Source organism: Rathayibacter sp. AC182, from assembly GCF_979253875.1.
Genome location: NZ_CEEDEK010000005.1, coordinates 648,219 through 662,831 on the forward strand (window position 1 = coordinate 648,219; position 14,613 = coordinate 662,831).

Consider the following 14,613-nt stretch of genomic DNA (forward strand, 5'->3'; position numbering starts at 1 on the left):
CGACTACGTCGGAGCGTTCGCCTCAGCCCGGACCCGGACCCGGCACCGTCCGCGGTCCGGTCGACACGGTCCTCGACCAGCGGGCGTCCGCCGGTACGGTCGTGACGACGATGCGGGCGTCCTGGTCGACGGAGATCTGCATGCCTGCGCCGTTGCCCTCGTGGGGGTCGCCGCGCGTGATGCCCTCGTCGGAGAAGCACTTCGAGTGCGCTGGTCATCAGGCCCTCGATCTCGACGGTCACCTCCGCGTCCGCGGTGTCGCAGGCGACGGCGAGCCGGATCGAGAGCGGTTCGCCCACCAGGCGGACGGTCTGCGGCTCCGGTGCTCCGACCTGGTCGGTCCAGGTGACCGCCGCGGTCTGGCCTTCCGGCAGATCCAGCGGTCCGATCGGACCCGGAGTCGGAGTCGACGTCTCCGTGGCCGTCGCGGTCGGCGTCGCCGCCTCGTCCTCGGCCGGTGCCGTGCAGCCCGCCAGCAGCGAGCACCGCGAGCACCGTCGCGGCCCCCGTCGCGGTCGTCCTTCTCATCACCATCGCGGATCCCCCTGTCCGTCTCGGTCCTTCCGGTCTACCCGAGGTCGGCATCCGGCGGGACGGTCTCTGCGGCCCTTGCCAGGGTCCGCCGGAGCGGCGCCGCACCCCGGCACGGAGCCGGCACCCAGAAAACCGAGTAACACTTGGGAGCGAGTCGAAGGGCGTCCGTGAACGAGCACGGAGCCGGACTCGCCGGCCCCGCCGACCCCTTCGCTCGTCGAGCAGGAGGTCACCATGTCCACCACCCAGCCGTCCACCGCCCAGCGCTTCACCGACCGCGTCGTCCTCATCACCGGCGGCGGATCCGGACTCGGCCGCGCCAGTGCCGTCCGCCTCGCCGAGGAGGGCGCGCGCCTCTCCCTCGTCGACATCTCCGAAGAGGGCCTCTCCGCCACCGTCGAGGCCGTGACCACCGTCGTCCCCGACGCGGAGGTCCTCACCGTGACCGCCGACGTGTCGCAGGAGGAGGACGTCGACGCCTACGTCGCCGCCACCCTCGAGCGCTTCGGCCGCATCGACGGCTTCTTCAACAACGCCGGCATCGAGGGCCGGCAGAACCTCACCGAGGACTTCACCGCCGCCGAGTTCGACAAGGTCGTCGCGATCAACCTGCGCGGCGTGTTCCTCGGCCTCGGAGAAGGTGCTGAAGGTCATGCGCGAGCAGGGCTCCGGCATGGTCGTGAACACCGCGAGCGTCGGCGGCATCACCGGCATCGGCAACCAGTCCGGCTATGCGGCCGCCAAGCACGGCGTCGTCGGCCTCACCCGCAACTCCGGCATCGAGTACGGGCAGTACGGCATCCGCATCAACGCGATCGCCCCCGGCGCCATCTGGACCCCCATGGTCGAGAACTCGATGAAGCAGCTCGACCCCGAGAACCCGCGCGAGGCGGCGGAGGAGTTCATCCAGGTCAACCCGACCAAGCGCTACGGAGAGGCCGCCGAGATCGCCTCGGTCGTCGCGTTCCTGCTGTCGGACGACGCCGCCTACGTCAACGCGGTCGTCCTCCCGATCGACGGCGGCCAGTCCATCAAGTACTGAGCAGGCGGTGTGCGCCGCGCGTCGGGGGAGAATGAGTCCATGAATCCCACCGGGAGCTTCCGCGCCGCGCGCGACACCCTGCTCCAGCACCGCACCGACGCGGCCGCCGCGACCGAGGCCTTCCGCTGGCCCGACGTCGGCCCCCGCTTCAACTGGGCCGTCGACTGGTTCGACGCGATCGCGATCGGCAACGAGCGGACCGCGCTGTGGATCGTCGAGGAGGACGGCTCGGAGCAGAAGGTCTCGTTCGACGAGATGCGCTGGCGCTCGGACGAGGTCGCCACCTGGCTGCACTCGGTCGGCGTGGAGCAGGGCGATCACGTGATGCTCATGCTGGGCAACCGGGTCGAGCTCTGGGAGTCGATGCTCGCGATCATGAAGCTGGGCGCCGTCATCCTGCCCACCACGACGCTCCTCTCGCCGGCCGACCTGGCCGACCGCCCCGAGCGCGGCGAGGTCGCGCATGTGATCGCCGACGTCTCCGAGACCGCGAAGTTCGACGACGTGGAGGGCGGCTTCGGCCGCATCTCGGTCGGCGGGGCCGTCGACGGCTGGCTCGACTTCGCCGACTCCGCGGAGCCCTTCGGCATCAGCCCGGCGGTGGTCGTCGAGAGCACCGACCCGTGCCTGATCTACTTCACCTCGGGCACGACCTCCCGGCCCAAGATGGTCGTCCACACACACGAGTCCTACCCCGTCGGGCACCTGAGCACCATGTACTGGCTGGGCGTGCAGCCCGGCGACGTCCACTCGGCGATCAGCTCCCCGGCTGGGGCAAGCACGCGTGGAGCTGCTTCTTCGCGCCGTGGAACGCCGAGGCGACGGTCTTCGTCTACAACTACAGCCGCTTCGGCCACCGCGCTGCGCGAGCAGCTCGACCGCGCCGGCGTCACCACCTTCTGCGCCCCGCCGACCGTGTGGCGGATGCTGATCCAGTCCGAGCTCGGCGCGAAGCCGCGTGCGCTGACCGAGATCCTGTCGGCCGGCGAGCCGCTGAACCCCGAGGTCATCGCCGCCATCGAGCGCGGGTGGGGACTCGGGATCCGCGACGGCTACGGCCAGACCGAGACCACCGCGATCATCGCGAATCCGCCCGGCTCCGAGATCGTGCCGGGGGCGATGGGCCGCCCGCTGCCCGGAGTCGCGATCGCGCTGATCGACCCGCTCACGGGCGAGAGCGCGTCGACCGGCGAGATCTGCCTCGACCTCTCGACCGAGCCCGTGAACCTCATGTCGGGGTACCACGCCGACGAGGAGCGCACGGCGCTCGCCCGCGCCGACGGCTACTTCCACACCGGCGACGTCGCCGTGCGCGCCGTCGACGGCACCATCACCTTCGTCGGCCGCACCGACGACATCTTCAAGTCCTCCGACTTCAAGATCTCGCCGTTCGAGGTCGAGAGCGTGCTGCTGCAGCACCCCGCCGTCGCCGAGTCGGCGGTCGTGCCCGCTCCGGACGCCGTGCGCCAGAGCATCGTGAAGGCATACGTCGCGCTCGCCGAGGGCTGGGAGCCCACCGCCGGGACGGCCGCCTCGATCTTCGCCCACACCCGCGAGGTGCTCTCGTCCTTCGAGCGCGTGCGGCGCCCCGAGTTCGCGGAGCTCCCCAAGACCATCTCGGGCAAGATCCGCCGGGTCGAGCTGCGCGAGCGCGAGCAGGCCGCCTTCGACCGCGGCGAGGAGCTCACGACGGAGTGGCGGAGCGACCGGATCTGACCGCGCCGGTCGGCGCCTGCCGTTACCCGAGTCGTGCGGCGGAGCCGCGACTCGATCCCATCCGGAACCACGCGGCGAGCGCCGGCGTCCCGCGCCAGCGGAGGAAGTCGCGGTCCAGGGCCGGGACGCCGCGGTAGCCGGAGGCGCGCGCGATCTCCTCGAGCGCGCCGAGGCGGTGCGGAGTGCTCGCCATCAGGACGGTCGCGAGCCCGAGGCGGCGCTGGGCGAGGAGCTCGTCGAGCGGGAAGCCGTAGAAGCGGCGGAACCGCACGCGCAGGGTGAGCGCCGGCACGTGCAGCTCGGCGGCGAGGCCGGCCGGACCGAAGTGCCGATCGGCGTAGCGCTCGTTCACGAGCGCGGCCGCGGCGACGGCGAGCAGATCGGGTCGGCGGGCCGGAGGGCGGCGGCGGACGGGGCGGCGGGCGGGGCGGCGGGCGGGGAGCGGCAGGAGTCGGGGAAGGGGCACGGTGAAGAGACTCCGCCGCCCGCTCCTGATGACGCGATGGCGCGATCCGCAGTGGTTCCGGCGCACGACGTCCGGCGCGGGTCGGGGCGCGACCCGCCGCGGATCCCGCCCGCTCGCGCCCCGGATCCGGGGCTTCGCGCCGACGGCGCGACGCGGAGTGCGGGGCCCGCCGATCATCGTCCCGCCGCCGCCCGTCCACCCCGAGGAGACCCCCATGCCCCTGACCTCGATCCTCGCGGCGCCGTCCGGCGGCACGGTCGCCCCCGGTCGCTCCGTACCCCGCCTCCACCTCGATCTCTCCGTCTCGCACTCCGGCCGGGGTCCCGCCCGCCGTGCGGACGCGCTGGTCCTGGCCTTCTGGTTCCACGTCCGCAACGACACCGCCGGGCCGCTGCACGACCTGCACCTCCTGCAGGGCGGCCTCGGACGACGTCGACACCGACCTCGAGTACGACGCAGCGCCCATCGTCCTGGCCGGACCGGACGAGCGCATGGAGCCGGGCGCCGGCTTCGTGGCCGTGGCGCGGTACACGGCGAGAGTGCTCCCGCGCGCGAGGACCCTCCTCAACACGATCGTCGTGCGGGGCAACCGGAGCGGACGGCGCCCCCGTCAGCGGGCACGCCCAGGTGCGCGTCACGGTGGCGCGGGAGCGGCCGCCGCAGGTCCGGTGACCGCGCTGTTCCTGCTGTGACCCGAAGGGAGGGCCCTTCGACTCGAAGGACCGGCTCGGCGCGGCGAGCGGGTGATTTCCCGGGCCGCGACGGGTGAAATCCCCACGGCACCTGCTCCTCCGGGTGCAGTGTTGCGCCTGTCGCGCCGCCCGAACGGCCGACAGGAAGGCACCACCGTGAACAGCATGCCGATCGAACGGACGTCCATCGAGCGGGGCGTGACCCGCCGAGACCAGGACGCGAGGATCTGGCTCGGTCGCATGGGGCTGGAGGCGAGGCCCTCCGGTCTGCTGCGCGTCGTCGCCGACGTGCTCCGGAGCGGCTCCTTCGACGTCGTGCGACTCTGGCACACCCCCGGCCGGCTCCACCGCGCCGCTCCCGCGGGATCGGGAGTGCGCCTCCTCATCCCCCTCGAGGGCGAGATCGTCGTGCAGCCCGACGACCCGTCGGCGCTCGAGGTGCTCGTGCGCGTCGGATGCATCGCGTCTCCTCCGCCGCAGCCACTCCTTCACGATCGTGACCGATGCCCCGAGCGCGCGCATCGAGATCGCCTCCGAGAGCCCGCTGCTCGGCCTCCTCGACTGGGACGACACGGGCGCTCTCGTCACGGAGGCGGACGGCGCGGGTCGCGGCATCCTGCTCTCGACCGTCAACGCCATCGTTCGGATCGGCGCTCGACGCCGAGTCGCCCGCCTTCCCCTCGTGCGCGCAGCGGTCGAGCAGCTCACGGGAGCGGTGCTCGCCACCTCCCTCCCGCGGGAGCGGACCGAGACGGTGCACACGCGCGCCCTCGCCCTGATCGCGGCGATGTCGACCGACGCCGGGCTGTCGGTGCACGAGGTCTCGGAACGCCTCGGCGTGCCCAAGCGCACGCTTCAGCGGGTGTTCGCGGCGAACGGCACGACGGTCTTCAACGAGATCCGGCGGGCGCGGCTCGCCACGGCCCGCGCGGTCCTCGGCGACCTCTCCACTCCGCCCGCGCACGGGCACGCGCTCAGCGGCTACCTGCGCTCCCAGCGCCTCCAGCGCGACCTGCGCCGCCTCGAGCCGGAGCAGCGGGAGCAGTGATGAGCGCCACCGCGCACTGGAAAGGATTCACAGCCGTACTCTGGGGCGCCTGCCGTCCCTTCTCCTCGCACCGACCCCGGGGACGTCGGTCCCGCGAGGACGATCCACCGAGGAAGCATCTGCCCGTGATCACCGCCGACGCTCTCGACCGCCTCGCCGCGGCACTCGACGAGCAGCACTGGAGTGCCGTCGTCGAACTCCTCGACAGACACTGGTCCCGCTCCGTCCACGAGTACGCGCCCGTCCTGCTCGCCGCGCTCGATCGCGTGCCGGACAGCGTCCTGGACGAGCGTCCGCGCTGGATCCGCGCCCGCGACTTCCTGCGGAGCCGGTCACCGGAGGCGCGTCCCGTCGGGGCGCAGGAGCAGCCGGCCGGGCTCCTCCGGACGACGGCACGCATCGCGGAGCTCCGGCGCGCGAACCGGGCGCGGAGGCTCTCCCCGCTCTGCAGGACGCGCGCGAGCTGCTCGGCTCGATCCCTGCGGGTCGAGCGCCGTCGTCGACGCCGTCCGCGCGGAGCTGCACTACCAGTGGGGCTGTGCTCTCCGAGGAGGCCGGAGCGACGGAGGACGCCCTCGACGAGTACGAGGCCGCGGTGCGGTCGGCACCACTGTCCGGCTCCGCCCCGCGGATGCTGTCGCTCGCCGGCGGTGCGGCGGCGCTCCTCGCGGCCCTCCGCGGTGAGCGCGCCCGGGCGGTGAGGGCCTCGCCGACGCCGCGACGGGCAGTGGTGCGGAGGATCCGCTCGCGGGCGCCGTGTCGGCGACCCTCGCCGAGGGGTTCCTCCGCTTCGACGAGCTCGACCGGGCCGAGGCGCGTCGGCTGATCGCGAGCATCGACCGGGCGGCGATCGGGCACCGCTGGGCGCCGTACTTCCACCTCCGGGCCGCCGTCGAGTGGGAGCAGCAGGGGACGCGCCGGCTCGCCGTCGAGCTCCGAGACCCACCTCGCCGCCCTGCCGCCCGAGGCCGCGACGGACGCGCAGACCGAGCACCTGCGCATCATCCGCTACCTCCTCTTCGCCGCGGACGGACGGAGGGAGCAGGCGCGCGATGCGCTGGGGCCCGACTCCCCGACGAGGACCCTCCTCGAGCAGTTCACCGCCGCCCTCCGCGCGCACGACCTGGTGCAGCGCGGGCGGCGCGCGGAGGCCCGCGTGCTCCTGCGCCGCTGCGCGGGCGGACGACGGCGCCCCGCGCTGAGGTCCTGGCCCTCGCGGCGGCCCCCGAGCGCTCGTGCGGAGACCTCGAGCGCATCACCGAGCTCCTCGCGGAGCACCGCCTCCTCTGGCTCCTGCCGGAGCTCCCGAGCGAGGACCGCCACGAGGTCGCCCGGCTCCTCGGCGGTCGAGGCGTCGTCGTCCCGCGCGCCATCGAGCCCGCCGAGGAGAGGGCCCTCTCGCTGCTCACCGCGCGCGAGCGCGAGGTCGCCGAGCACGCCGCCCTGGGCGACTCGGTCGTCGGCATCGCCGCGGCGCTGCACGTCAGCGCGAACACGGTCAAGTCGCAGCTGCGCAGCGTCTACCGCAAGCTCGGCGTCTCCTCGCGGCACGAGCTCCTCGCGGTGCTGCAGAGCGTCGGCCGTGACGGCGCCGACCGAGCCGAGCGGTCCTCGTGACGACCGGCGTCCGCGGGGCCCGGCTGACGAGGGCCGTGGAGGCGGGCGACTGGGTCGCCGTCCAGGAGCTGCTCCGCTCCTCCTGGACGCACCTGGCGCAGAGCGAGCCCGCCGGGCTCCTCGACGCGCTCGAGCGGATGCCGGAGGAGGTGATGGACCGGTCACCGCGGCTGCGGATCGCGATGGTGCACCTCGGTCGCACCCTGCACGGCGACGCGTGGATCGACCCCGCGCCCGGGCGGCGGCCCCTCCCCTGCCGATGGGCCCCGCCGATCAGCTCGGCGTGTGGGCGGCGCGCGGCTCCGCCGCCCGGGCGAAGGGACGGCTCGACGACGCCTTCCGGTTGATGGAGTCCGGGCAGGACCTGCTGCGGCGCCTCCCGCCGATCGAGGAGGCGTCGATCTCGGCCGGTCTGCCCGAGATCCTGCAGGAGTGGGCGCTGACCTGCGAGCAGGACTCCCGACTCCGAGGACGCGCTGGCCCTGCATCTCTCGGCCCACGAGTGGTCGGCGGTCATCGGGCACCGGGGCATGGCGGCCGCGACGGCCGGATCGGCCGCCTACCTCCACGCGGTCGCCGGTCGCAACATGTCGGCGGCGGAGTGGCTCGCCCGGGTCCCGGACACCGAGGGGATCCTGCGGGCGCCGGGATCCGACGTCGCCGGAGTGCTGGCCGAGGCGCTGCTCAGGATCGACCACCTCGACCCCGAGGGCGCCGTGTCCCTCCTCGACGGGCTCGACGGGGCGGCGGCGGGCGAGCGCGGACCGGCGGTCGACTTCGTCCGGGCGTTCGCGGCGGCGGGGCGGCCGTTCTCCTCGCACCTGGTCCGGCGCCGCATCGACGCGACCCTCGCGGCGACGGGGGCCCTGAGCGGACGCGGGCAGTCCGACCTGGTCCGCGCGATCCACGCGTTCACCGGCGGACCCGCCGAGGCCGAGCCGATCGACGACACCGTCCCGCTCGTCGCGAGGATCGCCGCCGCGACCGAGGCCCTCGCCGCGAACCTGCGCGGCGACGAATCGACCGCCCGGCGGCTCGCCGGTCCCCTCCTCGACAGCGGGGAGTCGCCGCGCGTGCTGATCACCGCGCTGCTCGCCTCCTCCGCGCACCCCACGCGCACGCTCGAGGAGGCGGCGGCCCTCGCGCACGCCCACGACAGCTTCGGCGTGCTCGCGCTCCTGCCCCCCGACCGCAGACGCCGGGTCGCCGACGAGCTCGCCTCGCTCGGCGACCACGGCATCGCGCGGATCCTCCGCGACTCCGACGCGCCCCGGGCATCGGATCTCAGCCCTGTGCACCGCGAGATCGCGTTCTCGGCGGCGCAGGGCGCCACCCTCGCGGACATCGCCGACGAGCGGGGTGTCAGCGTGAACACCGTGAAGACGCAGCTGCGCACCGTCTACCGGCGGCTGGGCGTGCGCTCCCGCTCCGAGCTCGCGGCGGCCCTCGACGGGGTCCGCGCGCCGCGATCGGAGGCGTGAGCGGTCGGGTCCGCGCGGCCCGGCCCGGGTCGGGTCAGCCCGGGTACGGCAGCGAGGCGGCGGGCCACGACGACGCGGCGAGCTCCGAGCGCAGCCGGTGGTACTGCTGCACGGCGCTGAGCGAGTCGGTGCGGAAGGCGATCGCCACCGCGGCGTCGCGGCGGTAGTCGTCCCAGCCGTCGTACTGCTCGAAGACGCGGTCGCCGATGCTCGCGAGGAGCTGCCAGGCCCGCTCGGCGGGCAGGTAGCCGGCGACGTAGGCGTAGCGGATCGCCTCGATCGTGCGCTCGGCGTCGCCCGCCAGCAGCAGCACCGGCGCTCGCCCGCCGATCGGCTGAGCCCGCTCGAGCAGGTGGAACTCGCTCTCGCCGGTGAGCGCCGAGACGCGGGAGCGCATCCGCTCGGCCTCCTCCGACGCCGACACCTCGGCGAAGCGGGCCGAGAGCGGGCCGGTGGCGAGCACGTCGGCGACGAACAGCTCGACGTCCTCGGCCGACGCGATGCGGAAGTCGCGGTCGAGCGCGGCGCGCTGCTCGCTCAACGGCGGGATCGGCAGCTCGCTCCACGGGGATCCCTTCGCGCCGTCCGAGAAGCGGGCCCGGAGCGGCTGAGGAAGCTCGGCCCAGCTCGGCTGGAAGGCGAGCGACGAGTTCCACCTGCCGAACGAGAAGTCGCTGATCGCGTCGAGCGCGAGCAGCTGCTGCTGCCGCGGGGTCGGCGCGGCGGTTCCCGCCTGGGCGAGGTACGACAGCTGCTCGCGGCGGGGAGCGCCCGCGTCGCGGATCGTGCCGACGATCGAGCCGGCGGCCAGGCCGAGCGCGAGGCCGACCGCGAAGGTGAAGAAGGGGAAGGCCGGGTCGTCGTCCGAGCTCTGCAGCAGTCCGACCACGAACCCGACGACGCCGAACGGCACGGCCCCGGCGGTGAGGAGGAGGGCGCGCCGTCCGCTCCCCCGCCCCGTGAGCGACGGCGCTGCTCCGCGAGCCGCGCGAACCGCAGTCGGGGACGGACGGGGAACTCGACATCACCCGGGTGATTCTGCAGCGGCACGGTCGCAGCCTAGACGCCGGAGCGGATCGGGGTCGGGACGGATGTCGGCCCCCGTGGGACGCTTCGAGCATGAGACTCGCCGAAGCCCTCCTCGAGCGCGCCGACCTGCAGAAGCGGATCGAGGCCCTCCAGTCGCGGATCGTCGCGAACGCGTCCTACCAGGAGGGAGAGGCGCCGTCCGAGGACCCGGCCGAGCTGCTCGACGAGTGCACTCGCGCGCTGGCGGCTCTGGAGAGGCTCGTCACGGCGATCAACATCACCAACACGACGACGCCGACGCCCGACGGAGCGACCGTCACCGCCGCCCTCGCCCGGCGCGAGACCCTGCGCGCGCACCACGGCATCCTCGTCCGAGCCGCCGATGCGGCGGCCGGGTCCTGGGGGAACCGGCAGATGCGCAGCGAGCTGCGTCGGCTGTCGGCCCTGCCCGTGAAGGAGCTGCGGGCGCGGGCCGACGAGATCGCGCGGGAGCTGCGCGACCTCGACGCCTCGATCCAGCGCACCAACTGGGAGGCCGAGCTGATCCTCTGACACGCAGCGCGGTGAGTCGGTAGGCGCACCCGGAGCGAGCACGCACCGTCGGGCCGGCGGTTCATCCGGCCCTCTGTCGACGCGGTGGGCAGCGTCACGGCTCCGGCCGTCACTCCTCAGCCCAGCACCCAGGACCGGTGACCGTGCAGGCAGGACATCTCATCACCATGTGCTGGCCGGTCGCCGAGGGCGGGTTCGGGGACCTCATCGCGCCGACGGGCGACCGCGCGGGCGATGACGCCGACGTTCAGCCGAGCGCGCAGCGCGCCGCGAAGACCGCGAGCGAGCGGTCGACCTCGGGCAGCGAGGGTGCGGTTCAGGTGGCCGTGGGGCATGCCCGCCGCGAGGTACCCGGTCGCGGCGACGCCCGCCTCCGCCAGCTGGCGCAGGAGGAGCTCGGCCGAGCCGCGCAGCTCGTCGAACTCGCTCACCATCACGGTGACCGGAGGGAGGCCGGCCAGCGGTGCGGCGCCGGGCAGCGCGTCGACAGGGAGGTCCGAGATCCGGCCGACGTAGTTGCGCACCATCGACTCGATGCTCGAGGTCGGGAAGCGCATCGCGGCGGGCAGCGCCACGGAGCTCGCGGGCCACGTCATCGTCGACGGCCGGGTTCGGGAAGTGCGCGAAGGGGTAGGCGAGCAGCACGTGGTCCGGCGGCGTCGCTCCGGCGTCGCGCTCGCGCAGGGCCGTGGCGAGGGCGAGCGCGGCGCCGGCGCTGGCTCCGCCGATCGCGACAGGGTGCGCCTCGGGGTCCCGCTCCGCAGCCACCGCCAGGCGGCGTGCACGTCGTCGAGCGGCACGGGGTAGCGGACGCTCGCGCTCGCCAGCCGGTAGCCGACCGAGACCACGCGGGCTCCGGAGCGGCCGACCAGCTCGGCCGACACGACGTGCGACTCCTGCATGTCGAGGTCGCCCGCCCCGAATCCGCCGCCGTGCACCCAGAGCAGCGCGCGCTCGGTCGGCTCGGCGGGCTCGTAGACGCGGAGCGGGACGGGTCCGTGCGGGCCGTCGATCGCGGTGTCCGACACGACCACTCCCTCGGGGAGCGTCCAGGGCGCGGGATCGACGGCGAACTCGGCGAGGCGGGCCGCCTGCTCCGGGTCGCCCGGGTCGAGGACGCCCTCGAGCAGCGGCACGCGGGCGGCGAGGTACGGGTCGAGCGGCAACGGTGCCTCCTGGTGGTGGGTGTCCCGCCACGCTACCGAGCGCGGCGCTCCAGCAGGATCACCCCGTCGAGCAGGACTCCGTCATGACCCTCGGGGCCGGTGACGGAGCGCTCGCGGGTGCCGACTTCGCGCTCGATCCGGTCGGCCGCGTCGAGGGCGAGCTCGGCGAGCTCCTCCCGGGGCGCGGGCAGGTGCTGCAGCGCGTGCCGGTGCGCTCCACGGCGGTGGAGCGGCGTGCGTCACGATCGCGAGCCGGCCGCCGGGAGCGACCTGCGTCGCCGCGCGACGGAGGATCGCGGTGCGCGCAGCTCGACCACCATCCCGAATGCAGGAAGCTCGCGCAGACCAGGTCGAACAGGCCGTCGACGGGCCACTCGGCGCCGAGGTCGGCCTGGCGGAGGTCGACGACCAGGCCGCGGCGCTCCGCCTCCGCCCGACCGCGCCGGAGCGCCGTCTCGGAGAGGTCGAGTCCGCTGACGCTCCAGCCCTGCTCGGCGAGCCAGAGCGCGTCGCCGCCCTCGCCGCAGCCGAGGTCGAGGGCGCGGCCCGGGGCAGCGCGTGGACGAGGTCGACGAGCGAGGCGTTGGGCCGGCCCGACCAGATGCGGTCGGAGTCGGCGTAGCGGGCCTCCCAGTGGTCGCGTGCAGTGGTCACGGCGGTCCCTTCCTCGGAGACGAGGATGCCGCGCGCCGGCGCACGGGGCGAGTCCCGATGCCGGAACGGCACGACGGTGAATGCAGCGACGGCATCCCCGGGGTCGGGGGGCCGCAGCGGGGCAAGGCTTCCGCGACGGCCGGAGCGGCGAATAGCGTCGAGTCATGGGCCTCCGACTCGAAGGGAGATCATCATCGACAGCACCGACTTCCGCACGCTCGGCCACTGGTGGCAGGAGGCGCTCGGCTGGGACGTCGTGGACGGGGCCGGCGAGGGGATCGAGCTGCGCCTCGCCCGCCGTGGTCGCCGAGGACCGAGTCTGCTGTTCCTCGGCGTGCCCGAGCACGAAGAGCGTGAAGAACCGCCTGCGCCTGGACTTCGTGCCGGACGACGAGGACGCCGAGGTCGAGCGACTGCTCGAGGAAGGGCGCCACCCGCGTCGACGTGGGTCAGAGGCGAGCAGTCGTGGGTGGTGCTCGCCGACCCCGAGAGGGAACGAGCTCACTTGCATCCCTCAGCGCTCGCGACCAGCGGCGGCCCCCGCTGCAGAAAGCAACCGTTTCTCCATGCAGCCGCATGGAAGGATTCACAGAAGTCAAAGGGTAGAGGCGCGCGTTCTCACCGCCCTGCTCTCGGTGCTCGTGACCCCATGAGGGCCATCTCATCCGAGGAGGTGACCGTGAGCACGTACGGGGAAGCCCGTAGGCGCCGTCGGCACGACGCAGGCCCAGCAGCAGCGCGAGATGCTCGCCGGACGCGCCCTTCGCGCTCGCGCGGCGCCGGTGCTCTACGCCGCCTACGCGTACCGGCTCACCCCGTCGGAGGAGGCGGCGGGTGCTGCCCTGCAGAACGCCGCGGGTCACACTCCGCAGCGGCTCCCCGAAGGTCGCCGACGAGGCGTCGGCGCTCGAGCTCGCGCGCACCGAGATCGGCCGGGCGAGCCTGGAGCGCGGCGAGCGGGCTCCTACGCGGTCTCCGGCGCGCCGCGCCTGCGGGAGGAGGACCTCCTCCGCTCGGGGTTCCACCGCCGCCTGCACGCGCTGCCCGCGATCGAGCGTCGGTGCTGGCTGCTGCGGCACACGGGTCGGCACGACGTGGAGGCGATCGCCGGGATCCTCGGGATCACGGAGGAGGCGGTGCGCTCCGCGCTCGCCTCGGCCGCGTGCGCCCCGGTCGAGGGCGGAGCTCGCCGAGGCGGAGGGCGTCGAGTAGGCGCTCCGGCCGGAAGGTGCCCGAGAGGCGCCGGGCTCGAGCCGGCGGCGCCTCGAGGCGCTTCGGCGCCGGGGCCGAGCCCCGGGAAGCGCGTCAGTCGAGGTAGTCGATGTCGTCCCACGGCTCCTGCACGTCGCCGGTGTCGCGATCGCTCGCCGGGCACCTCGATGTCCTCGAAGATCACAGGCGACTGCCGGGCGAGACGAGTGCGCTGACCTGCCGGTTGCCCACCACGACGAAGTCGACCATGCCGCCGCCCGACCGCGAGGCCTCGGTCGTCGACGCCTTCAGACCGGTCACATCGGCCCCCTGCGAGAGCCCGTAGGTCTTGCCGTCGATCGTGACGGTGGTTCGGATCATCAGGTGGCGCTCCTCGTATCGGTCCTGTCGAGGAAGTACGAAGATCCGCCCATTCGCGCTCCAGGCCTTGCGGAACAGGCGCGTTGCTGGCACGAGCGCTGGCGCGGGACGCCGGGCGGGAGTGCCGTCCGGCGAGGATGGTCGGATGCTCCGCCTCCTCCGCTCGTCGAGTCCTCACCTCCGGCACCGGCTCGTCGTCCGCGCGGCCGACGCCGGAGCGCTCGCCCTCGCTGCGGCACTCGAGCGCGCCGAAGCGCACGACCCCCGCACCTGAGCGCTCACGTCGCATCCGTCCGCCCTTCGCGTCAGCGGGGCGCGGCCCGCGGAGCCCGCGCCGTAGCGTGCCGAAGGCGAACCGCACGATCCGACACGACCGCAAGGAGGATCCGATGACAGACAAGACCACGCGCCGACGCTCCCGACACCGAGACCGTCGATCCGGACACCGTCGACCCCGAGACCGCGACCGACCCCGGGGGCGGCCGGGGTCGAGAACCCGTCAGGCTGACTCGGACCCCGCAGAAGCCCCGAGGCGCCCCGGCGCCCGGGGCTTCCCGCGTGTCCGGGCTCCGCGTGTCCGGGCCGCTCAGGCCGACTCGACGTAGCGGCCGAAGCGAGCGGTCCCGGGCCAGCGGCGCGTCCCGAGCGGAGTCGTGCCGGCCGTCGAGCACGTGTAGCACGACGAGCAGGTGGTCGCCCGCGTCGTGCACCTGCTCGACGGAGACACCCGAGGTCGAGCACGGCGCCGTCGATCGAGACCGCTCCGGAGAGGACGCCGTCCAGCCGACGCCCGCGAACCTCCCCGCACGGTCGCGCGAGGCGAGCCGCAGGACGGCGGCGTCCTGGTCCGCGCCGAGGACCGAGACGCTCCAAGCCGCTCGGATCCCGCCAGCTGCGGCCACGTCGACGACGAGCGCTGCACCGCGATCGTGCAGAGCGGCGGGTCGAAGCTTGACCACGCCGAGCGCGAGGTGGCCGCGACCATCCCGACCGGCTCGCCGTCGACCAGGGCGGCCACGGCCGCGACGGGGGCCGGCACCGCGA

The 14,613-nt window shown here is 74.1% G+C and carries 17 protein-coding genes and 4 pseudogenes; 13 read left to right on the forward strand and 8 right to left on the reverse strand.

The genetic code is table 11. The annotated features are described in order from the left end of the window. Nucleotides 1-768 precede the first annotated feature (768 nt). The 3 genes and pseudogenes from AC0CII_RS13915 to AC0CII_RS13925 form a co-directional block, all read left to right on the forward strand. Nucleotides 769-1,098, forward strand: a pseudogene (locus AC0CII_RS13915) (SDR family NAD(P)-dependent oxidoreductase); the annotation flags it as partial. A 76-nt stretch (nucleotides 1,099-1,174) separates the two neighbouring features. Further along, entirely contained in the window at nucleotides 1,175-1,576 is a 402-nt protein-coding gene (locus AC0CII_RS13920) for an SDR family oxidoreductase (protein WP_465229778.1), read from the forward strand. Between the two features lie 39 nt (nucleotides 1,577-1,615). Continuing rightward, on the forward strand, nucleotides 1,616-3,292 hold the full coding sequence (locus tag AC0CII_RS13925) for an AMP-binding protein (RefSeq protein WP_465229779.1): 1,677 nt from the start codon (nucleotides 1,616-1,618) through the stop codon (nucleotides 3,290-3,292). 22 nt (nucleotides 3,293-3,314) lie between these two features. On the opposite strand, the gene AC0CII_RS13930 is transcribed toward AC0CII_RS13925, so the two are convergent. Further along, entirely contained in the window at nucleotides 3,315-3,974 is a 660-nt protein-coding gene (locus AC0CII_RS13930) for a hypothetical protein (protein ID WP_465229780.1), read from the reverse strand. A 116-nt stretch (nucleotides 3,975-4,090) separates the two neighbouring features. On the opposite strand from AC0CII_RS13930, the gene AC0CII_RS13935 reads away from it, so the two are divergent. The 6 genes from AC0CII_RS13935 (at nucleotide 4,091) to AC0CII_RS13960 (ending at nucleotide 8,596) form a co-directional block, all read left to right on the forward strand. Next, the gene (locus AC0CII_RS13935; protein WP_465229781.1) at nucleotides 4,091-4,450 is read left to right on the forward strand and encodes a hypothetical protein; all 360 of its coding nucleotides are present in this window, start codon (nucleotides 4,091-4,093) and stop codon (nucleotides 4,448-4,450) included. A 496-nt stretch (nucleotides 4,451-4,946) separates the two neighbouring features. Next, entirely contained in the window at nucleotides 4,947-5,498 is a 552-nt protein-coding gene (locus tag AC0CII_RS13940; protein WP_465229782.1) for a hypothetical protein, read from the forward strand. A 125-nt stretch (nucleotides 5,499-5,623) separates the two neighbouring features. Then, entirely contained in the window at nucleotides 5,624-6,199 is a 576-nt protein-coding gene (locus tag AC0CII_RS13945; protein WP_465229783.1) for a hypothetical protein, read from the forward strand. 55 nt (nucleotides 6,200-6,254) lie between these two features. Beyond that, nucleotides 6,255-7,115: a helix-turn-helix transcriptional regulator gene (locus tag AC0CII_RS13950; protein WP_465229784.1), complete on the forward strand. Its 861-nt coding sequence runs from the start codon at nucleotides 6,255-6,257 to the stop codon at nucleotides 7,113-7,115. Beyond that, complete coding sequence (locus AC0CII_RS13955; RefSeq protein WP_465229785.1) at nucleotides 7,112-7,462, forward strand: hypothetical protein; 351 nt, start codon at nucleotides 7,112-7,114, stop codon at nucleotides 7,460-7,462. Before AC0CII_RS13950 ends, AC0CII_RS13955 begins: the two co-directional genes overlap by 4 nt. Before the next feature lie 183 nt (nucleotides 7,463-7,645). Further along, nucleotides 7,646-8,596 carry a helix-turn-helix transcriptional regulator gene (locus AC0CII_RS13960; RefSeq protein WP_465229786.1) on the forward strand — a complete coding sequence of 317 codons (951 nt, stop codon included), beginning with the start codon at nucleotides 7,646-7,648 and terminating at the stop codon, nucleotides 8,594-8,596. Nucleotides 8,597-8,630: 34 nt separating this feature from the next. Here AC0CII_RS13960 and AC0CII_RS13965 read toward each other — a convergent pair whose 3' ends face one another. Next, nucleotides 8,631-9,509, reverse strand: coding sequence for a DUF1266 domain-containing protein (locus tag AC0CII_RS13965; protein WP_465229787.1), 879 nt, complete (start codon nucleotides 9,507-9,509; stop codon nucleotides 8,631-8,633). A 206-nt stretch (nucleotides 9,510-9,715) separates the two neighbouring features. Here AC0CII_RS13965 and AC0CII_RS13970 point away from each other — a divergent pair, with 206 nt between their 5' ends. Then, nucleotides 9,716-10,177, forward strand: a complete 462-nt coding sequence (locus AC0CII_RS13970) for a DIP1984 family protein (RefSeq protein ID WP_465227346.1) — start codon at nucleotides 9,716-9,718, stop codon at nucleotides 10,175-10,177. Nucleotides 10,178-10,293: 116 nt separating this feature from the next. On the opposite strand, the gene AC0CII_RS13975 is transcribed toward AC0CII_RS13970, so the two are convergent. The 4 genes and pseudogenes from AC0CII_RS13975 to AC0CII_RS13990 all read right to left on the reverse strand — a co-directional run bounded on the left by AC0CII_RS13975 (nucleotide 10,294) and on the right by AC0CII_RS13990 (nucleotide 12,163). Further along, nucleotides 10,294-10,773 carry an alpha/beta hydrolase gene (locus tag AC0CII_RS13975; protein ID WP_465230917.1) on the reverse strand — a complete coding sequence of 160 codons (480 nt, stop codon included), beginning with the start codon at nucleotides 10,771-10,773 and terminating at the stop codon, nucleotides 10,294-10,296. Between the two features lie 73 nt (nucleotides 10,774-10,846). Further along, a pseudogene (locus tag AC0CII_RS13980) lies at nucleotides 10,847-10,945 on the reverse strand (hypothetical protein); the annotation flags it as partial. Beyond that, a pseudogene (locus tag AC0CII_RS13985) lies at nucleotides 10,942-11,313 on the reverse strand (alpha/beta hydrolase); the annotation flags it as partial. The pseudogenes AC0CII_RS13980 and AC0CII_RS13985, both read right to left, overlap by 4 nt. Before the next feature lie 88 nt (nucleotides 11,314-11,401). Continuing rightward, complete coding sequence (locus AC0CII_RS13990; RefSeq protein ID WP_465229788.1) at nucleotides 11,402-12,163, reverse strand: class I SAM-dependent methyltransferase; 762 nt, start codon at nucleotides 12,161-12,163, stop codon at nucleotides 11,402-11,404. Between AC0CII_RS13990 and AC0CII_RS13995 the strand changes: the two are divergent. Both AC0CII_RS13995 and AC0CII_RS14000 read left to right on the forward strand, forming a co-directional pair. Further along, nucleotides 12,074-12,475, forward strand: a pseudogene (locus AC0CII_RS13995) (VOC family protein); the annotation flags it as partial. The gene AC0CII_RS13990 and the pseudogene AC0CII_RS13995 sit on opposite strands and share 90 nt — an antisense overlap. Before the next feature lie 265 nt (nucleotides 12,476-12,740). Then, nucleotides 12,741-13,424: a hypothetical protein gene (locus tag AC0CII_RS14000; RefSeq protein ID WP_465231112.1), complete on the forward strand. Its 684-nt coding sequence runs from the start codon at nucleotides 12,741-12,743 to the stop codon at nucleotides 13,422-13,424. On the opposite strand, the gene AC0CII_RS14005 is transcribed toward AC0CII_RS14000, so the two are convergent. Continuing rightward, on the reverse strand, nucleotides 13,390-13,569 hold the full coding sequence (locus AC0CII_RS14005) for a hypothetical protein (RefSeq protein WP_465229789.1): 180 nt from the start codon (nucleotides 13,567-13,569) through the stop codon (nucleotides 13,390-13,392). The two genes, AC0CII_RS14000 and AC0CII_RS14005, sit on opposite strands and share 35 nt — an antisense overlap. 145 nt (nucleotides 13,570-13,714) lie before the next feature. Here AC0CII_RS14005 and AC0CII_RS14010 point away from each other — a divergent pair, with 145 nt between their 5' ends. Beyond that, the gene (locus AC0CII_RS14010) at nucleotides 13,715-13,843 is read left to right on the forward strand and encodes a hypothetical protein (protein WP_465229790.1); all 129 of its coding nucleotides are present in this window, start codon (nucleotides 13,715-13,717) and stop codon (nucleotides 13,841-13,843) included. A gap of 312 nt (nucleotides 13,844-14,155) precedes the next feature. Here AC0CII_RS14010 and AC0CII_RS14015 read toward each other — a convergent pair whose 3' ends face one another. Next, a complete protein-coding gene (locus tag AC0CII_RS14015) occupies nucleotides 14,156-14,608 on the reverse strand; it encodes a flavin reductase family protein (protein ID WP_465229791.1) in 453 nt (150 codons plus the stop codon). Between the last annotated feature and the right edge of the window lie 5 nt (nucleotides 14,609-14,613).